This is a genomic window from Pedobacter montanisoli (assembly GCF_022809115.1).
GTDB classification, from domain to species: domain Bacteria; phylum Bacteroidota; class Bacteroidia; order Sphingobacteriales; family Sphingobacteriaceae; genus Pedobacter; species Pedobacter montanisoli.
This window is the reverse complement of sequence record NZ_JALGBH010000001.1, coordinates 1,396,879-1,414,999: the sequence shown is the minus strand read 5'-3', so window position 1 is coordinate 1,414,999 and position 18,121 is coordinate 1,396,879. Positions and strand designations below refer to the sequence as shown.

At 35.7% G+C, this 18,121-nt stretch carries 16 protein-coding genes; 8 read left to right on the top strand and 8 right to left on the bottom strand.

Annotated elements, in window-relative coordinates; genetic code table 11:
- Nucleotides 1–30 precede the first annotated feature (30 nt).
- The 3 genes from MMF97_RS06265 (at nt 31) to MMF97_RS06255 (ending at nt 3,509) form a co-directional block, all read left to right on the top strand.
- Nucleotides 31–1,845, top strand: a complete 1,815-nt coding sequence (locus MMF97_RS06265) for a MutS-related protein (protein ID WP_243360653.1) — start codon at nt 31–33, stop codon at nt 1,843–1,845.
- Between the two features lie 72 nt (nt 1,846–1,917).
- Nucleotides 1,918–3,252: a GH1 family beta-glucosidase gene (locus MMF97_RS06260; protein WP_243360652.1), complete on the top strand. Its 1,335-nt coding sequence runs from the start codon at nt 1,918–1,920 to the stop codon at nt 3,250–3,252.
- A gap of 23 nt (nt 3,253–3,275) precedes the next feature.
- Nucleotides 3,276–3,509 (top strand): DUF2007 domain-containing protein, encoded by a 234-nt coding sequence (locus MMF97_RS06255; RefSeq protein ID WP_243360650.1) that lies wholly within the window; start codon nt 3,276–3,278, stop codon nt 3,507–3,509.
- A 48-nt stretch (nt 3,510–3,557) separates the two neighbouring features.
- Here the strand turns inward: MMF97_RS06255 and MMF97_RS06250 are convergent, their stop codons facing one another.
- The 3 genes from MMF97_RS06250 to MMF97_RS06240 form a co-directional block, all read right to left on the bottom strand.
- The gene (locus MMF97_RS06250; RefSeq protein ID WP_243360649.1) at nt 3,558–4,082 is read right to left on the bottom strand and encodes a DUF3575 domain-containing protein; all 525 of its coding nucleotides are present in this window, start codon (nt 4,080–4,082) and stop codon (nt 3,558–3,560) included.
- Nucleotides 4,083–4,243: 161 nt separating this feature from the next.
- Nucleotides 4,244–6,523: an aconitate hydratase gene (locus tag MMF97_RS06245; protein ID WP_243360647.1), complete on the bottom strand. Its 2,280-nt coding sequence runs from the start codon at nt 6,521–6,523 to the stop codon at nt 4,244–4,246.
- A 299-nt stretch (nt 6,524–6,822) separates the two neighbouring features.
- Complete coding sequence (locus tag MMF97_RS06240; protein WP_243360645.1) at nt 6,823–7,440, bottom strand: polysaccharide deacetylase family protein; 618 nt, start codon at nt 7,438–7,440, stop codon at nt 6,823–6,825.
- A gap of 85 nt (nt 7,441–7,525) precedes the next feature.
- Between MMF97_RS06240 and MMF97_RS06235 the strand changes: the two genes are divergently transcribed.
- From MMF97_RS06235 to MMF97_RS06220, 4 genes are all read left to right on the top strand, one after another.
- Entirely contained in the window at nt 7,526–8,872 is a 1,347-nt protein-coding gene (locus tag MMF97_RS06235; RefSeq protein WP_243360643.1) for a TolC family protein, read from the top strand.
- A 28-nt stretch (nt 8,873–8,900) separates the two neighbouring features.
- Nucleotides 8,901–10,262 carry an efflux RND transporter periplasmic adaptor subunit gene (locus MMF97_RS06230; protein ID WP_243360641.1) on the top strand — a complete coding sequence of 454 codons (1,362 nt, stop codon included), beginning with the start codon at nt 8,901–8,903 and terminating at the stop codon, nt 10,260–10,262.
- 160 nt (nt 10,263–10,422) lie between these two features.
- Entirely contained in the window at nt 10,423–11,421 is a 999-nt protein-coding gene (locus MMF97_RS06225; protein WP_243360640.1) for an NAD(P)H-dependent glycerol-3-phosphate dehydrogenase, read from the top strand.
- 74 nt (nt 11,422–11,495) lie between these two features.
- The gene (locus MMF97_RS06220) at nt 11,496–11,855 is read left to right on the top strand and encodes a hypothetical protein (protein WP_243360638.1); all 360 of its coding nucleotides are present in this window, start codon (nt 11,496–11,498) and stop codon (nt 11,853–11,855) included.
- Between the two features lie 39 nt (nt 11,856–11,894).
- Here the strand turns inward: MMF97_RS06220 and MMF97_RS06215 are convergent, their stop codons facing one another.
- The 5 genes from MMF97_RS06215 to MMF97_RS06195 form a co-directional block, all read right to left on the bottom strand.
- Nucleotides 11,895–13,745 (bottom strand): DEAD/DEAH box helicase, encoded by a 1,851-nt coding sequence (locus MMF97_RS06215; protein ID WP_243360636.1) that lies wholly within the window; start codon nt 13,743–13,745, stop codon nt 11,895–11,897.
- Between the two features lie 215 nt (nt 13,746–13,960).
- Nucleotides 13,961–14,404 carry a 50S ribosomal protein L9 gene (gene rplI / locus MMF97_RS06210; protein WP_243360634.1) on the bottom strand — a complete coding sequence of 148 codons (444 nt, stop codon included), beginning with the start codon at nt 14,402–14,404 and terminating at the stop codon, nt 13,961–13,963.
- 10 nt (nt 14,405–14,414) lie between these two features.
- Nucleotides 14,415–14,678 carry a 30S ribosomal protein S18 gene (gene rpsR, locus MMF97_RS06205; protein ID WP_243360632.1) on the bottom strand — a complete coding sequence of 88 codons (264 nt, stop codon included), beginning with the start codon at nt 14,676–14,678 and terminating at the stop codon, nt 14,415–14,417.
- Nucleotides 14,678–15,040, bottom strand: coding sequence for a 30S ribosomal protein S6 (rpsF, locus tag MMF97_RS06200; protein ID WP_243360631.1), 363 nt, complete (start codon nt 15,038–15,040; stop codon nt 14,678–14,680). Before rpsF ends, rpsR begins: the two co-directional genes overlap by 1 nt.
- Before the next feature lie 99 nt (nt 15,041–15,139).
- Nucleotides 15,140–15,886, bottom strand: a complete 747-nt coding sequence (locus MMF97_RS06195; protein ID WP_243360629.1) for a DUF3108 domain-containing protein — start codon at nt 15,884–15,886, stop codon at nt 15,140–15,142.
- A 343-nt stretch (nt 15,887–16,229) separates the two neighbouring features.
- On the opposite strand from MMF97_RS06195, the gene MMF97_RS06190 reads away from it, so the two are divergent.
- A complete protein-coding gene (locus MMF97_RS06190; protein WP_243360627.1) occupies nt 16,230–18,119 on the top strand; it encodes a DNA polymerase III subunit gamma/tau in 1,890 nt (629 codons plus the stop codon).
- The last annotated feature ends 2 nt before the right edge of the window (nt 18,120–18,121 follow it).

The following is an 18,121-nucleotide window of genomic DNA, read 5'->3' as shown; positions in this document are numbered from 1 at the left end:
ATCTTTATCCTAAAACAATTCAAATATATAATGTTTAAAACGCAGTCTGAAGTATTAGCCTATTATAAAGAACAGATTAATCAGTGTACACAACAAATCGGATTATTAAAAAAACAAATTAACCGGCATTCTGTAGCCCGTTTAATAGCAATGGGTATAGAAATACTCTTCTTTGTGCTTTTGCTAAGTTCAAAAAATAATACAGTTATTGTATTTTGGAGTATAACGTTATTATTTCCTGTTATTGGGTTTATCCTAATTGTAAAAAAGCAAAATAAGTTAATTAGCCAAGAAGAATATGAAAGGCACCTTAAATGGGTTTTTGAGAATGAAATTAATGTTTTAACCGCTCAAGGTAATGGTTATGGAAATGGGCAGGATTATAATAATGAGCATCATCCTTACAGTTCAGATCTCGATATTTTCGGGCCAGGTTCATTATACCAGCTCATTAACCGTTGTGCAACCCAAAAAGGCAAAGACGAGTTAGCACGGAATCTGGATACAGAAAAAAATAAGCGCGAGATTATAGAAAGGCAAGAAGCTATAGCCGAAATGAATGGTGTCATTAAAAAAACATTTGAATTCAGGGCAAAATTAAAAGAACATGATGGCAATAAGATCAAACTGATCAAGCAAAAGCTCAATCATTCTTTACAGGAGCAGTTACAATTTACTAAAAACATCTACCTGCGCTTCTATTTAAACATCATTCCGTTTCTTTCATTTGGCATCCTACTTATTGCTATCGTATTTGGAGGCAAGTTCTGGTCTTTGCTAAGTCTTATCGCCATTTTAAATGCTTCGCTCATTTTCGGCTTTATGAAGAAAATCAATCAGGTTTATTTTGGTTTCAGCGGCAGCTCAGGCCTCATCAGTAATTATGCTGATGTAATTAACTGGACAGAAGAAAAAGAATGGCAAAGCCCTTATCTGGCTCGATATCTCTCAAGAAAAAACAAATTAAGCGTGCAAATCAAAGATTTATCAAAGATCATTCAGGCTTTTGATGCCCGTCTAAATATGGTAATGGTTATCATCCTGAACTACTTTTTTCTCTGGGATATAAAGTGCTGCATTGATTTACAAAAATGGTGTGATAAAGCTTCGGATAATGTCGTTGAAGGGCTCGAATCAATCAGCCATTGCGAAGAAATCATTGCTTTTGCTACCTTACATTTTAACCATCCTGAATGGAAAACTCCTCAGATTGAGGATGATTTCATCTTTAAAGCTAAAGCTGTAGGTCACCCGCTAATTGCACCTGAAAAATGTATTAAAAACGATTACGAATTTGAAACACATCCAACTACTGATATCATTACCGGTTCTAATATGGCCGGTAAAAGTACTTTTTTGAGAACGATAGGCATCAACATGGTTTTAGCTTATGCAGGTGCAAATGTATGTGCAGGCCAAATGCAAATCAGCATATTTAAAATATTAACCTATATGCGCATAAAAGACAATTTAAATGAGAATACTTCTACTTTTAAAGCAGAGCTTAACCGCTTAAAAATGATTTTGGCTAATGTAATAGAACATGGCAATGCTTTAGTATTGATAGATGAAATGTTAAGAGGAACAAATAGCAAAGACAAATTCTCAGGTTCAAAAGTGTTCATTGAAAAAATGATTACTCTTAAAACCCCTACTCTTTTTGCTACCCACGACTTACAGCTTTCTGAACTTGAAGATCAATATCCGCAATCTGTACGCAATTACCATTTTGATATCCAGATTTCACATGATGAAATGGAATTTGATTATTTAATTAAAAAGGGACCATGTAAAACCTTTAATGCTGCTGTATTGTTAAAACAGATTGGATTAGATTTAAGTTAACTTTCGAAAATTTCACAAATAGTTAACATCACATTAACTTAGTTATGGCAAATTGTCGATCTAAGAATACATATGCATTCATCAGATTTTGGCCCGGATTTTACATGGGGTATAGCAACCGCAGCCACACAAATTGAAGGCGCTGCCAACAATTATGGTAAAGGATTATCCATTTGGGATACTTTTGCAGGAAAACTAGGCAAAATCAAAAACGGCGGAAATCCAAAAATTGCCTGTGACTTTTACCATAAATATTCCGAAGATCTGGCTCTCGTCAAATTACTGGGGTTTAAAGCCTTCAGATTTTCAATAGCCTGGTCGCGTGTTTTACCTTTAGGAAGAGGAAAGATCAACAAAGAAGGTTTAAAGTTTTACCATGATGTAATTGATGCTTGCCTTGCCTTAGACCTTACACCATATGTTACACTATACCATTGGGATTTACCCGAAGCCCTTTCTAAAGAAGGAGGCTGGACTGTTTATTCTATAAACGAAGCTTTTAACGAGTTTGTAAGGCTTTGCGCTGTAGAATACGGCTACAAAGTAAAAAACTGGATTGTGCTGAATGAACCTTTCGGTTATACTTCTTTAGGTTATATGCTGGGCGTGCACGCACCGGGATTAACTGGTCTCGATAATTTTTTGAATGCGGTTAAACATACTGCAATTGCGCAGGCCGAAGGTGGAAAAATATTACGTTCAGAAGTTATCAATGCAAATATTAGCACCACTTTTTCTTGTTCTAAAATAATTCCTTATACCGATAAGCAGGCAGACCTCATGGCTGCAGAGCGGGTAAACTGTCTAATGAACAGGCTTTTTATCGAACCTGCTTTAGGACTGGATTTTCCTACGGCAAATTGGGATATTCTCGAAAAGTTTGCAATTAGTAATTCAATCTGGCGCTACAAAGAAAAAATGGCCTTCGATTTTGATTTCATTGGCTTACAAAATTATTTTCCCTTGGTAATCAAGTACAATACGTTTGTGCCCGTTGTTAATGCCTGGGAAGTAAAAGCCAAAAGCAGGCATAAACCTTATACTGCCATGGGTTGGGAAATTAATGCTGACAGCTTTTATGATATCATTATGCAGTTTGCTTCCTACCCTGCGATAAAGAACATCATCATTACAGAAAATGGCGCTGCGTTTAACGACAAAATGATGAATGGTGCAATTCATGATCAGGAACGTATCAATTACTTTAAAGCTTATTTAGCAGCTTTATTAAAAGCCAAAAAAGACGGAGCCCCTGTAACAGGGTATCTTGTCTGGACTCTTATTGATAACTTTGAATGGGCTGAAGGCTATAAGGCTAAATTCGGATTGGTTCACAATGATTTTAAAACTCAAAAAAGAACCATAAAAAACTCGGGATACTGGTGGCAGAATTTTTTGAAAAAGTAAAATAAAACGTTATTTTAGAATTTATGGGAGCAGATAAAATAATAATATATAAAAATTATGAAAACCCGATTGAAGCGCAGATGACCCTTACCCGTTTGCGGGATGCGGGTTTCGAATGTTTTCTTTCAGGAGAAAATACAGCCTGGTTACGTCCTATGTTAGACGCTTCAATAAGCGGCATACAATTGCATGTATTTGAAAAAGATGTGTCTGAGATTAGCAGATTTTTGCAGGAAGATCTTCCTTTAGAAGATTAAACAAAAAAGGAGGCAATTGCCTCCTTTTTTGTTTAATCTATTGTTTTTTTAAAAACCAAAACCTAATGCAATACCAGTTCTGATACCCATTCCATCAATTCCAGCTTTAAATTCAGGTTCTGTTCCGCTTTTTACCTTATAATTTCCACTGTTATAAGATGGTCCAAAGAATAAGTCTAAAGTAAAGCCACTACCATATACCCATTGGCGACCAATAAGAGCTCCCCCACCTACAGATGAGTAAGAACCTTCATCATCACCACTTTTTACATTATAGTTCTGATATCTTAAATAAGGCGCTGCATATACTCCGCTAATTGCTTTTTGTTTAAAATAGAATCTGTACTCGGGTGTAATCGCTATCCCTGTAAATTTAACATCATCCAGTTTTAAGCCGGTGTAAGCAACACCTAATTGTAGAGAACTATTATCATCTAATTTTCTTTCATAAAAAACAGATCCCACTCTGATAAGTGCACTTAAAGGATTGATTTTGATAGTGTTTTGAGCATCTTGTGCTTTAGCGTTCGTTAAGATCAATAAAGAGAACGCAACTAATAAAAGTTTCTTCATATAATTTGTAATTTCTGGTTAACCGGCAAAGCTACTGATATTTTTAATTAATACAACAAAAAAGAGTAGCTAACACTCTTTAAATCAATAACAAGCCTTATACAAAATAAAAAATCCCTCTCAGTTCAAAACCAAGAGGGATTTATCCAGAAAAATTATTTTTATTTCCCTGCTTTAGCAGCAGCTTCTCTTCTGATGATATTTAAAGCGCCTCCTGCTTTAAACCATTCTATCTGTTGATCATTATAACTATGGTTCACCACAATTGTATCTTCTGAGCCATCAGTGTGGTGCAATACCACATTTAAAGGTTTGTTAGGAGCAAATTCTGTTAAACCGATAATATCAATGATATCATCTTCTTTGATCTTATTGTAATCGTCTTTATCAGCAAAGGTTAATGCTAACATACCTTGTTTTTTAAGGTTAGTTTCGTGAATACGGGCAAAAGATTTTACCAATACCGCACGTACACCTAAATGACGAGGCTCCATAGCTGCATGTTCACGTGAAGATCCCTCTCCATAATTTTCATCACCCACCACAATTGAACCAATACCTACAGCTTTATAAGCACGTTGTGTAGCCGGAACTGCACCGTATTCTCCTGTCAATTGGTTTTTAACGCTGTCTGTTTTATCATTAAAGAAGTTTACAGCTCCAATTAACATGTTATTAGAGATATTATCTAAGTGACCACGGAATTTTAACCAAGGGCCTGCCATTGAAATATGATCGGTAGTACATTTACCTTTAGCTTTAATTAATAATTTTAAGCCTTTAAGATCTGTACCTTCCCATGCTGCAAACGGATCTAATAATTGTAAACGATGTGAAGTTGGAGAAACCAATACCTCTACTTTAGAGCCATCTTCTGCCGGTGCCTGATAACCTGCATCTTCTACGGCATATCCTTTTACAGGTAATTCATCACCTACTGGCGGATCTAATTTTACCTGTTCACCTTTATCGTTAGTTAAAGTATCTGTAATTGGGTTAAAACCTAAATCACCTGCAATTGCTAAAGCCGCCACCAGTTCAGGTGAAGTTACAAAAGCGTAAGTATTAGGATTACCGTCTGCACGTTTAGCGAAGTTGCGGTTAAATGAATGTACAATTGTATTCTTCTCTTGTTTCTCAGCCCCTACACGATCCCACATACCGATACAAGGACCACAGGCATTGGTAAAAATAGTCGCATCTAAATCTTCAAAAGTTTCAAGCAGGCCATCTCTGTTGGCCGTATAACGCACTTGCTCAGAACCTGGGTTAATACCAAATTCTGCTTTTTTACCCAAACCTTTAGCTATAGCTTGTTTAGCAACAGATGCTGCACGTGATAAATCTTCGTAAGAAGAGTTGGTACACGAACCAATTAAACCCCATTCTACTTTAGATGGCCATCCGTTAGCTGCAGCAATCTCTTTCATTTTAGAAATAGGCGTAGCCAGATCAGGTGTAAACGGACCATTCAAATAAGGTTCTAATTCATTAAGGTCAATTTCTATAACCTGATCAAAATATTGCTCTGGGTTTGCATAAACTTCTGGATCGCCTGTTAAGTGACCTTTAATTGCATTTGCCGCATCTGCTACATCTGCACGATTGGTAGCACGCAAGTAACGCTCCATACTATCATCATATCCAAAAGTTGAAGTAGTAGCACCAATCTCTGCTCCCATGTTACAGATTGTGCCTTTACCTGTACAGCTCAGGTTTTTTGCACCCTCTCCAAAATATTCTACAATAGAACCGGTACCACCTTTTACAGTTAAAATACCAGCTACTTTTAAGATCACATCTTTAGCTGAAGTCCAACCGTTTAGTTTACCGGTTAATTTAACACCAATTAGTTTAGGAAATTTAAGTTCCCAAGGTAAGCCAGCCATTACGTCGCAGGCATCTGCACCACCAACGCCAATAGCAACCATACCTAAACCTCCTGCGTTTACCGTATGACTATCTGTACCTATCATCATTCCGCCTGGGAATGCATAATTTTCAAGAACTACCTGGTGTATAATACCTGCACCCGGTTTCCAGAAACCAATTCCGTATTTATTAGATACCGATGATAAAAAATCAAATACTTCGGCACTTTCTGTTTTTGCTCTTGGCAAATCAATATCAGCACCTTCTTTTGCAGTAATCAAGTGATCGCAATGAACAGTAGAAGGAACTGCAACCTTAGGTCTGCCAGCTTGCATAAATTGTAGTAAAGCCATTTGCGCAGTTGCATCCTGCATGGCTACTCTGTCTGGGGCAAAATCTACATAATCCGTTCCTCTTACAAATGCCTTAGTAGCATTTCCGTCCCATAAGTGAGCATATAAAATTTTCTCTGCAAGTGTTAAAGGTTTACCAACTACATTACGAGCCGCATCTACACGACTGCTAAAGTTTGCATAAACCTTTTTAATCATTTCTATATCAAATGCCATTGATCGTCTTTTTATTAAAAGGTTATAAAATCTTATTTCCGAGCGAATTTACAAAAAAAATAGGGCTATGAAGATAATCTTAATCTCATTATATTATTTGGAATAATTCCAAACAACTCTAATGAAAGGCCTACAAGCATAGTAAAGAGCTTATTCTATCTATTTCTTACCCACATCAAATTGTACAAAAACGAACACCTTAGTACAAAAACGGACAGCCATATTTATAACGAATAACATTTACATACAGTTTGAGAATTAATTAACTTTTTGGCATAGCAATAGCTCAAAAGGCAACGTTATAACGTTTCAAACTGATAACCCTTATTGATGAGTGTTTCAATAGCTTTAGGCAATGCATATTCTAACCTGTCCCAGGCTTTCAAACTATCATGAAAAACAATGATGGATCCGTTTCTAACATTTTTAACAACGTTCTGGTAACATTTTTCTGGTGATAGGGAAAGATCAAAATCGCCACTTAGCACATCCCACATTATGATATGGAGTTTGGGTATATGTGATTTAAGTTCTGCGATTTGAGATTTCCTGATTCTGCCATATGGCGGACGAAATAAATGGCTTTGGGTAAACTCCTGACATTTTAAAAAATTTTCCAGGTAAGCCTGGTTATCTGTTTTCCATCCTTTTAAATGATTAAAGGTATGATTACCAACAGCATGCCCCTCTGTTTTTAAACGTTCATAAATATGCGGATGTTTGCTAATATTATCACCAATACAGAAAAAAGTTGCCTTGATGTTAAACCTTTTTAAGGTATTTAATACAAAATCTGTAACATTTGGTATAGGGCCATCGTCAAATGTTAAGTAGATTGTTTTTTTAGTGGTATCTTTATTCCAGACTAAACTTGAATAGTACCATTTTAAAAAGAAAGGTGGCCTGACTAAGTACATGGCATAAAAGTAAAAATTTTAGTGCTGTGCTTTAAAAATTTATGAAAACCTGAGGGTTTTATTTTACATGGTACAACAGTAATTTATGAAAAAAAACAAAAAATTTATTTATCTGGCGCAATTATGTTTATTAACCGGCATGCCTTTATTTGGCTTTATCGGACAATCCAAAGCGCAGGAAGTTATTACCATTCAGCAGGCTATTGACAGTACATTAAAAAACAATTTACAGATCAAACAAGCACAGTTTAATTATGCATTAAGCGATGAAAATTTAAAACAATCCAAAAATGCTTTATTACCTACTTTAAATGCCAGCAGCGGTTTCAATAAAAACTTTGGTAGAAGTATTGACCCTTCAACAAATCAGTACATCAGTCAACAGTTTAACTCACTAAACGGAAATTTATCTGCCGGTGTAGATTTATTTTCAGGATGGCAAAAATTAAATCAGATTAAACAGAATAAGCTGTTATTAGATGTAGATAAAACGAATGTAGATAAAATCAAAAATGATTTAATTCTTCAGGTTGTTACAGCGTATATGCAGGTTTTGTACAACAAAGATCTACTAAAAGTAGCCAAAGATCAGCTTGGTGTGGCTAAACAACAACTCAACCAACAGCAACAATTGCTTGAAGTTGGCAATAAAACTTTAGCTGATATCTCTCAGGCAAAATCTCAGGTTGCAACTTCAGAGCTTAACGTTACAAATGCAGAGAACAATCTGAATATATCTTTCCTTTCATTAACTCAGTTAATGGAAAAACCTGCAAGTTATACTTTTGAAGTTCAGGCTCCTTTGGTAGATCAACTCTCGGTGTTAAATGCTTATTCTGCCACCGAAGTATATAATACTGCCGCAGGTAATTTCCCTGATGTGAAATTAGCTTCTTTTAGAACCCTTGCAGCAGCTAAAGCAATTGATGTTGCCAAAGGTTCATATTTCCCACGCTTATCAATGGGTGGAGGTTTAGGAAGTAATTATTCAAGTAGTTTTACAAGTCAGAGTTTCTCATCCCAAATAAAAGACAACTTTGGTCAATATGTAGGTCTTAGCCTTTCTGTCCCTATTTTCAATGGTTTTAATGCAAGATCAAGTGTTAGAAAAGCAAGAATAAGCTATGAAAACACACGTATACAGGAGCAATTAACCAAAAACAATCTAAGCAAAGTAATCCATCAGGCTGTTGCCGATCTAAAAGCAGCCGAAAGTCGCTATACCTCAACAAAGAATGCATTTGATGCACAAAAAGATGCTTTTTATGTAATAGATCAGCGCTACCAGGTAGGTTTAGTAAATTCTTTGGACTACAGCACGGCATTAACCAATAAAAATAAGGCTGAAATTGACATGATACAGGCTAAATATGATCTGTTGTTTAAGGCTAAGGTTATTGATTATTATTTAGGCAAACAAATAGTATTTTAAACGAAACAAAATATCCATATCATTTAACATGAAATTAAAGCACATTTTGATAGCAATTGGCGCCATACTGGTGTTATTAATTGTACTTAAAGTAACGGGTGTAATAGGCAAAGAGCAGCTCGAAAAAGTTACCGTTGATAAAGTAACAGAGAACAAAATTACTGAAACTGTTACTGCCAGTGGTAAAATACAACCTGAAACAGAAGTAAAATTAAGTTCCGAAGTATCGGGCGAGGTGATTGAGCTTTTAGTAAAAGAAGGCGATGTAGTTAAAAAAGGCCAGTTGCTTTGTAAAGTGCGTCCGGATGTATTACAATCGGGTTACGAAAGAGCAGTTGCCTCATATAATGCACAAAAAGCCAGTGTAGCATCTGCAGAACAGCAGTTAATACAGGCTCAGGCAAATTATGATAACGCCAACGCTACCTATAAACGTAATGTGGAATTATATAACAGAAAAGTGATATCGGCTTCAGAATTTGATGCCGCAAAAGCTGCCTATTTAACTTCAAAATCATCTTTAGCGAGCGCTAAAGAAAATGTTGTGGGCACAAAATTTGGATTAGAGCAAACGGGTGCAAATGTTAAAGAGGCAGGTGCTAATTTAGCTAAGACCACCATTTACGCTCCTGTTAATGGTGTGGTTTCAAAACTATCTATTGAACTTGGTGATCGTATATTAGGTACCGCACAAATGGCTGGAACTGAAATTATGCGTATTTCTAATCTGAGCAATATGGAAGCAAATGTGGATGTTAATGAGAATGATATTAATCGTGTAAGTATTGGCGATAGCGCTACTGTTGAGATTGACGCTTTCAGTGATAAAAAATTCAGAGGTGTAGTAACTGAAATTGCAAGCTCATCAAATGCAGTTGGTTCAGCTACAACATCCGTTGATCAGGTTACCAATTTCTCTGTAAAAGTTAGACTTTCAGCAGATTCATATGAAAAAGTAAAAGGTGGTGCCAAAGATCTTCCCTCTCCTTTCAGACCAGGTTTATCTGCTACCGTAGATATCGAAACTGAAAGCGTAAAAGGCTTGGCCGTTCCTATTCAGGCGGTATTTACAGGCAATGATAAACCTGAAACAAATTCTTCTGGCAATAACAACACCAACTCTAATAACGAAAAGCAGAAAAGCAGATTAACTGATAAGAAAGTAAAACAATATGTATATCTTTTTGATGCCAAAACCAGTACCGTGAAAAAACAGGAAGTAACTACCGGTATTCAAAACGATCAGTTTATTATTGTTAAATCTGGTTTAAAAGCAAATCAGGAAATTGTATCTGGCCCTTACTCGGCAATTCAGAATAAATTAAAAGATGGTGCTAAAGTAGAGAAAACAACAAAAGACAAACTGTTTACTTCAGACAATAAAAAGTAATCTTACTTTATCTTAAATATTTAATTAATTTTGGAAAGGTTTAAATTGACTGTTAACAAATGGTTAATTTAAACCTTTTCGCTTTTTTAAAGTTGTTAATAAGCAGCTTGCTTTAACCAGACAAAAGAAACAAATCTGGTTAAAAGAATTAATTAAAGACATGACTAACAAAATAGCCGTTATAGGTGGTGGCAGCTGGGCCACCGCAATTATAAAAATGCTTTCAGATAATACTTCACCAAAAGAAATTTTTTGGTGGATGCGTGATACTGAAGCCATATCTTACATTAAAAATTTCAAACATAATCCTAAATACTTAAGCGCAGTAGAGATTAGTATTCCTTCTTCAAATGTTTCAGCTGATTTAAATTTTATAGTTGATCATGCAGACTATATCATCCTTAATGTTCCTGCTGCCTTTTTAAGGAGTACTCTTTCTGATTTAAAACCTGAGCAGTTAAAAGGTAAAAAAATCATTTCTGCTATCAAAGGAATGGTACCTGAATATAATCAGATCATTGCTACTTTTCTAAATGAAAATTTTGATGTTCCGTATCATAATATTTTAGTAATCAGCGGGCCTTGCCATGCCGAAGAAGTAGCTCTTGAAAAACTATCCTATCTTACTATTGCAGGAACAGATAAAAAATTGGCTGCTGTTTTCTCTGATTTTTTAAGCAACCGCTATATCAAGACAATTACATCTGATGACATATTCGGAACAGAATACGCAGCAGTACTCAAAAATATTTATGCTGTTGCCAGTGGCATTTGTCATGGCTTAGGTTATGGAGATAATTTTCAAGCTGTTTTAATTTCTAATGCTATCAGAGAAATCAAAGATTTTGTAGATGCTGTACACCCTATTGAAAGAGACATTAAAGAATCTGCTTATCTGGGCGATTTGCTCGTAACAGCTTATTCACAATTTAGCAGGAACCGTACTTTTGGCAATATGATTGGCAAAGGCTATACCGTGAAATCTGCACAGTTAGAAATGAACATGATTGCAGAAGGTTATTATGCTACGCATAGCATGTACCAGATCAACAAAAATTTCGGAGTAAATATGCCTATACTCAGCGCCGTATATAGTATTCTTTATGAAAAAGAAATTCCTCAGCAAAGCATTAAACTTTTAACTGAAAAATTAAGCTAAATTGCTTACAAACTTTTTGTTTTATAGCTTGTTATATAGGGTAAATTAAGGTTTCAATTCTAAAATCTAACCCTATGAAAAGGAAATATTTAATGAGCATCATAGCTGCTGTTATGATTTGCAGTGTTTCTTCTGCCTCTTATGCTCAGGAAAAAAAACAGGAAAAGAAAAAGACAGAGGTAGGTAAGGCTTTACAAAAAACAGGTAATGCGATTGAAAAAGGTGCCAAAGCCGTGGGCGATAAAACTGCAGAAGTAGCTGTAAAAGGAACAGCAAAAGTAGCAGATAAAGTATGGGAAGGCAAAATGGCTCCTGATGGTAGTGATGTTTATATAGACAGTAAAAACAGAAAGTATTATGTAAACAAGAAAGGTGCTAAAATCTATTTAAAATCAAGCCAGATTAAAAACAGACCTAAAAAAGATAACAATTAAAAGAAAATAAAAAAGCGAAGTTAAACTTCGCTTTTTTATTTATGATCTTCTTTTTCTATCGTTACCGCCTTCTCTCCTGCCACCTCCACTTCTCTCTTCACGTTTACGACCTGAAAAATCTCTAAATCCACCTCCGCTGTTACCACCTTCACGTCTTCCACTGCTACGTCTGTCGGTTCTTCTTTCTCCGCTGCCTTCTCTTCTGCGTTCAGATCCAAAACCTCCGCTGCCTCTTCTACGATCTCCACTACCTCTGCTTGTGCTTGGCTCTCCGCTCACTTCAATCCTTACCTCTCTGCCATTGTAGCTAACATCTTTAAAGTTAGTGAACAAGGTATCTACCTGGCTGTTTTCTACTTCAACAAAAGAAAATACGCCTTTTAAGTCTATCTTACCAATGGTTTTACCACTGATTTTACCATTATTGCACACAAAGCCCAATAAATCTCCTCTGGTAAAGTCATCTACAGATCCAACATTAATAAATAAACGGGTATAACCACCATTGTTTTCAAAAGTTCTTGATCCATTACGGCTGTTTCGCTCAAATTTTTCATCTTCTCTGATATTCAGATCAGGAGCATTTTGATAATATTCTAAAAAGCGGTTAAATTCAAGTGAAGCAAATTTCTTGATTACTTCTTCTTTGGTCAGATCAGCAAATTCATCATTAATACGAGACATGTACTTATCAATCTGCTCTTCATTTACCTCTACATTATGTACACGATGAATCAAGCCAAATAACTGTTTTTCACAAACATCAAAACCAGTTGGCAATTCAGCTTTAGTAAACTTTTTACCAATTATTTTCTCAATTTGTCTGATCTTACCGATTTCTTTTGAGTTGATGATACAAATTGAAGTACCGGTTTTTCCTGCACGGGCAGTACGGCCACTTCTATGGGTGTAACTTTCTATCTCATCAGGCAGTGCAAAGTTAATTACGTGTGTTACGTCATTAACATCAATTCCTCTTGCCGCTACATCCGTAGCAATTAAAAGTTGCATACTGCGCTCACGGAAACGCTTCATTACTTTATCACGTTGTTGTTGAGATAAATCTCCATGTAAAGCATCTGCATTATAACCGTCTTTAATTAAGTGTTCGGCAACATCCTGTGTATCCATTTTGGTTTTACAAAAAACCACACCAAAAATATCAGGATTGTAATCAACAATGCGTTTCAAAGCAGCATATTTATCACGGGCTCTTACCACATAATATTCATGCTCAATATTTGCATTACCTGTATTTTTGGTTCCCATGGTTAACTCCGTAGGGTTTTCCATGTAATTTTTGGCTATCCTGCGTACTTCAGGCGGCATAGTTGCCGAAAATAACCAGGTTTTTTTATCATCTGGTGTTGTTGATAAAATGCTGTTGATGTCTTCCTGGAAACCCATGTTTAACATCTCATCAGCCTCATCTAACACCACATAATTTACATTAGAAAAATCGATAGCTTTTCTATCAATAATATCTAACATACGGCCCGGAGTAGCAACTACAATCTGTACTCCGTTTCTGATTTCACGTAATTGCTGTACAATACTGGCTCCGCCGTATACTGCAACCACATGCGCATTGGCTAGGTTTTTAGAGAAATTTCTAATATCGTTAGCTATCTGCAAGCAAAGTTCACGCGTAGGGCATAAAATCAATGCCTGCGGTTTATTAACTTTAAAATTGATTAATTCTAACAGCGGCAATCCGAAAGCGGCTGTTTTTCCTGTTCCTGTTTGGGCCAAACCAACAAAATCGTTACTACCCTCTAACAGTACAGGAATGGCTTGTTCCTGAATCGGCGTTGGGTTTTCGAAACCTAACGCTTTAACGGCATTAACGACATCATCACTTATCCCCAATTTACTAAATGGGTTCGTCATTCTATTTTTTTGAAATTAAGGTGCAAAGGTACGGTTATTTTTCCAGATTTTAAGCGCAACCCATAAATAAAAACAAGATATAGTTTATTGATTATGAATTATTTAGCAAAAAGCCCTCCCCAGACTAAATACACCGCAATTCACCTTGCTCTTTATAAAAAACAAAAAGCCCTTCAGAATATTTCCTGAAGGGCTCTCATGTATATTAAACTGAATTACTCAGCAACAACCTCAAAAGGTACTTTAACTTTAACTTCTTTGTGTAAGTTTAAGTTAGCTACATATTCACCTAAAGTTTTAGGCTCAGTTTCAAAAGTGATACGACGACGATCTACTTCAAAACCTTTAGCTTTTAAAGCGTCAGAAATCATAATAGTGTTTACTGCACCAAAAATCTTTCCTGTTTCACCTGCTTTAGCACCAATAGTTAATTTTACCTCCGCTAATTGTGTAGCAATAGCTTCAGCATCTTTCTTAACTTTCTCCTGTTTGAAAGCTGCTTGTTTCAAGTTTTCTGCTAATACTTTTTTTGCAGATGGAGTTGCTAAAATAGCAAAACCTTGCGGGATTAAATAGTTACGACCATAACCAGGCTTCACCGTAACGATATCATCTTTCTCACCTAGTGATTTGATATCTTGTTTTAAAATAACTTCCATTGCTCAACTCCTATTTTAATTGGTCTGTAACAAAAGGTAATAAACCGATATGACGAGCACGTTTTACAGCTTGAGCCACTTTACGTTGGAACTTTAAAGAAGTACCGGTTAAGCGACGAGGTAAAATTTTACCTTGCTCATTAACAAACTTTAATAAAAAGTTTGCGTCTTTATAATCAATGTATTTGATACCGTTCTTTTTAAAACGGCAATATTTTTTTCTGTTATCGTCCACTTTTGGAGCAGTAACATATTGAATTTGTTCTTTTGCCATTATGCTGTAGCCTCCTCTTTCTTAGGTTTTTTGTTAAAGGCCCCACTACGTTTTTTCTCGTTGTAGGCAACCGCATGACGATCTAATTTTACAGTTAAGAAACGTAAAACACGCTCATCGCGTTTTAATTCTAGCTCTAACTTACTTATTAATTCACCACCAGTTTTGTATTCTGTAAGGTGAAAATATCCATTAACTTTTTTGTCAATCGGATATGCTAATTTTCTCAAACCCCAATTATCTTCTGCGATAATTTCGGCTCCGCCATCAGTAAGAATGCTTTTAAATTTAGCAAGTGCTTCTTTTGCAGCATCTTCTGACAACAACGGGGTAAGAACGATAACAGTTTCGTACTGATTCATTGTTGTTATTTAATTGATTTTTAATTTATTATCCGCCACTTAAAACGGGTTGCAAATTTAGATAATAATTTTCTATTTAACAAGCACTTAAAACAAGTTTTAGTACAATTTAACTTTAAACCTGTACTTTCCGTTAAAATATTCTTTCATCTTTAACACCTCCAGATCATTTTCATGCAGCCAGAACAAAGCATAATTGCCCTTTCCATAATCAATTTTTAAAATCCAGCATTTAGCTTTAATTCCTTGCCCAATAGTAAGATCTTCCTTAGCATATACCTCATAAGTATGATAAGAAGGACTTTGCTCATTTGGATCAAAAAAAGCAATATTAAACTTCTGACCAACTTTGGTAATAGGCAATAACGGATAGGTTTCCATATCTTGTTCCCAGCTTATTACAGGAATAGTAAGATTAACAGGTACACGCTTTAACGCCCCATTATGCGCAACAGTATCTGCAGGTTTCATTTGTGCACCTTCAAAATTGTATGCCACTACTCCTTTGCCATAAACTTGCGCAACATGATAAATTGGCGCTAATGTTTCAAGATCACAATAATTAACTGTATGTATTAACAGACTATCTTTATGATATCGTATAAAATCAAATTTTACTGCTTCTTTGCCATGAAACATGGCTTTTGAAGTTTTCCGCTTCCAGATTTCACTATTACCTATACGATTAAAGTTCGTATCTGTGAGATAAACCAGATACTCTGTCTCTCCGTATTTTAAACGATTTATTTTTAATTGTTTGTTTTGAGCATTAACGGGTGTAATCCTTTCCTGAGCATGGCTTAAATAGCTACAAATAATCAGGGCTAAAAAGAGGTATTTTTTCATTTGTTGTGATTTTAATTATTAGATCAACAAAGAAAACTCCAGTTACAATAAATTTAGAGAAAATAAATTGAGCAGATGATCTTGGTTAAACTATAAAGATAGGTTAGGAAACCTCCTACAAATTTCGAAAATTCAGCTATTTTTTTCATCCTGAGCGCTCTTGCTTTGAAGCGGCAAAGGTAGAAATATATTCCTGCTTATAAAACTATTTGTTGTATCTGATTGTTTTAAAGCGAGAAACATTTCTTCCTTGAGTCAAAGAGTAAGCTTACTCAAAAATTATTTTTCAACAGATTTCCGTTATTTTTAGCTTCCCGCTAAATTTTCCTTATTTTCGTGCCTGATGGAAAATTTTATTGTTTCGGCCAGAAAATACAGACCAGCTACATTTGAAACCGTAGTTGGCCAGCAACATATTACCGGAACTCTTAAAAATGCTATCAAAAACAATCAATTGGCTCAAGCCTTTTTATTTTGTGGACCTCGTGGAGTAGGCAAAACTACCTGCGCAAGGATTTTAGCAAAAACCATAAACTGTACCAATTTAACTCCTGAACAGGAAGCTTGCGGTACCTGCGAATCATGTGTTTCTTTTCAAAGTGGGCATTCTTTTAATTTCCATGAATTGGATGCGGCTTCTAATAACTCGGTTGACGATATTAGAAGTTTGATAGAGCAAGTACGCATACCGCCTCAGGCAGGTAAGTTTAAAACGTATATCATAGATGAGGTGCATATGCTTTCTGCAAGTGCATTTAATGCTTTTCTAAAAACCTTAGAAGAACCGCCTTCATATGCTATTTTTATTTTAGCTACTACCGAAAAGCATAAAATACTCCCTACTATCTTATCCCGTTGTCAGATATTTGATTTTAATCGCATTCAGGTTGATGATATTTCAGGACATCTGGCTAAGATTGCGGGTCGTGAAAACATCAGTTTTGACAATGATGGTTTACATATCATTGCACAAAAAGCTGATGGAGGCTTACGTGATGCCCTCTCTATGTTTGATCAGATTGTAAGTTATACTAACCGTAACGTTACCTACAAATCTGTAATCGATAACCTTAATATTTTAGATTACGACTATTATTTCAAACTGACAGATTACCTGATCAAAGGCGATGTAAGCAATACTTTGCTATTATTCAACGAGATCTTAAATAATGGTTTTGATGGAAATAATTTCATTAACGGATTAGCCAGCCATTTTAGGAACCTATTGGTAGCCAAAGACAAGCAGACCATCAGCCTGTTGGAAGTTAGCGAAACCATCAAACAAAATTACCTTGCACAAAGTAACAGCATTGAGCTGGGTTTTGTGTTAACAGCACTTAATTTGGCCAATCAATGCGATCTGAACTACAAAAACAGTAAAAATCAGCGTTTACAGGTGGAGCTTGCGCTCATCAAAATGTGCCACATTCCTTCGGTCATACAATTAGCGAATACGATTAAAGCAACTGACGAAGATCAGGATAAAAAAAAAACTTTAATTAAATCGCCGGAACCTGTTGTACATGATCTTATCACTAATACCAAACCGATAACCCCAAATCATACTGAGCAGCCCGGGCCCAAAAAAAATACAGATAATACCTCTGTCGAAAAAAACAAAACACAGGATTTACCCAATCCTATCTCTTTAAACAAAACTGTACCTGTTGAAGAGAGAGAAAAGCCTGAACCTGTGAATTATCTTTCGTCTATAGATATCAGTCATATACCCGTAAGCAATTCTATTAAGCTTAGCACAGGCACAAATACCAAAGCCACCGCACTAGTTCCTTCTTTAACAGATTTAGACCGAGCAGTAAACGGACAAGAAGTAAATGAACCTCAGTATATATATGGAACAGATCGCGAACACTTTACGGAAGAGCAGTTTTATTTTTACTGGGAGCAACTAAGTATTAAGGCTAAAAATGAAGATAAGATTAACCTCTTCACTTTATTAAGCTCAAATAAGCCTTTAATTGAAGGTACTGAAATCACCATATTGGTAGAAAATCTTGCTTTGGAAGGCACCTTTCATGATGAAAAAATTGATTTATTAAACTTTCTAAGAGCCAGCCTAAAAAATTTCGATCTGCAAATCCAAGCCAAAAGGATTGCAAGCAAGCAAAGCAACAGGATTTATACTAATAAAGATAAGTACAATTACATGGTAGAAAAAAATCCGCAACTTGAAGAATTGCGCCGCAGATTTAACTTAGACCTCTTGCCTTAAGG

Coding starts and splice junctions, on each gene's coding strand:
- MMF97_RS06265 (WP_243360653.1), top strand. CDS start 31: ATGTTTAAAACGCAGTCTGAAGTATTAGCCTATTATAAAGAACAGATT.
- MMF97_RS06260 (WP_243360652.1), top strand. CDS start 1,918: ATGCATTCATCAGATTTTGGCCCGGATTTTACATGGGGTATAGCAACC.
- MMF97_RS06255 (WP_243360650.1), top strand. CDS start 3,276: ATGGGAGCAGATAAAATAATAATATATAAAAATTATGAAAACCCGATT.
- MMF97_RS06250 (WP_243360649.1), bottom strand. CDS start 4,082: ATGAAGAAACTTTTATTAGTTGCGTTCTCTTTATTGATCTTAACGAAC.
- MMF97_RS06245 (WP_243360647.1), bottom strand. CDS start 6,523: ATGGCATTTGATATAGAAATGATTAAAAAGGTTTATGCAAACTTTAGC.
- MMF97_RS06240 (WP_243360645.1), bottom strand. CDS start 7,440: ATGTACTTAGTCAGGCCACCTTTCTTTTTAAAATGGTACTATTCAAGT.
- MMF97_RS06235 (WP_243360643.1), top strand. CDS start 7,526: ATGAAAAAAAACAAAAAATTTATTTATCTGGCGCAATTATGTTTATTA.
- MMF97_RS06230 (WP_243360641.1), top strand. CDS start 8,901: ATGAAATTAAAGCACATTTTGATAGCAATTGGCGCCATACTGGTGTTA.
- MMF97_RS06225 (WP_243360640.1), top strand. CDS start 10,423: ATGACTAACAAAATAGCCGTTATAGGTGGTGGCAGCTGGGCCACCGCA.
- MMF97_RS06220 (WP_243360638.1), top strand. CDS start 11,496: ATGAAAAGGAAATATTTAATGAGCATCATAGCTGCTGTTATGATTTGC.
- MMF97_RS06215 (WP_243360636.1), bottom strand. CDS start 13,745: ATGACGAACCCATTTAGTAAATTGGGGATAAGTGATGATGTCGTTAAT.
- rplI (WP_243360634.1), bottom strand. CDS start 14,404: ATGGAAGTTATTTTAAAACAAGATATCAAATCACTAGGTGAGAAAGAT.
- rpsR (WP_243360632.1), bottom strand. CDS start 14,678: ATGGCAAAAGAACAAATTCAATATGTTACTGCTCCAAAAGTGGACGAT.
- rpsF (WP_243360631.1), bottom strand. CDS start 15,040: ATGAATCAGTACGAAACTGTTATCGTTCTTACCCCGTTGTTGTCAGAA.
- MMF97_RS06195 (WP_243360629.1), bottom strand. CDS start 15,886: ATGAAAAAATACCTCTTTTTAGCCCTGATTATTTGTAGCTATTTAAGC.
- MMF97_RS06190 (WP_243360627.1), top strand. CDS start 16,230: ATGGAAAATTTTATTGTTTCGGCCAGAAAATACAGACCAGCTACATTT.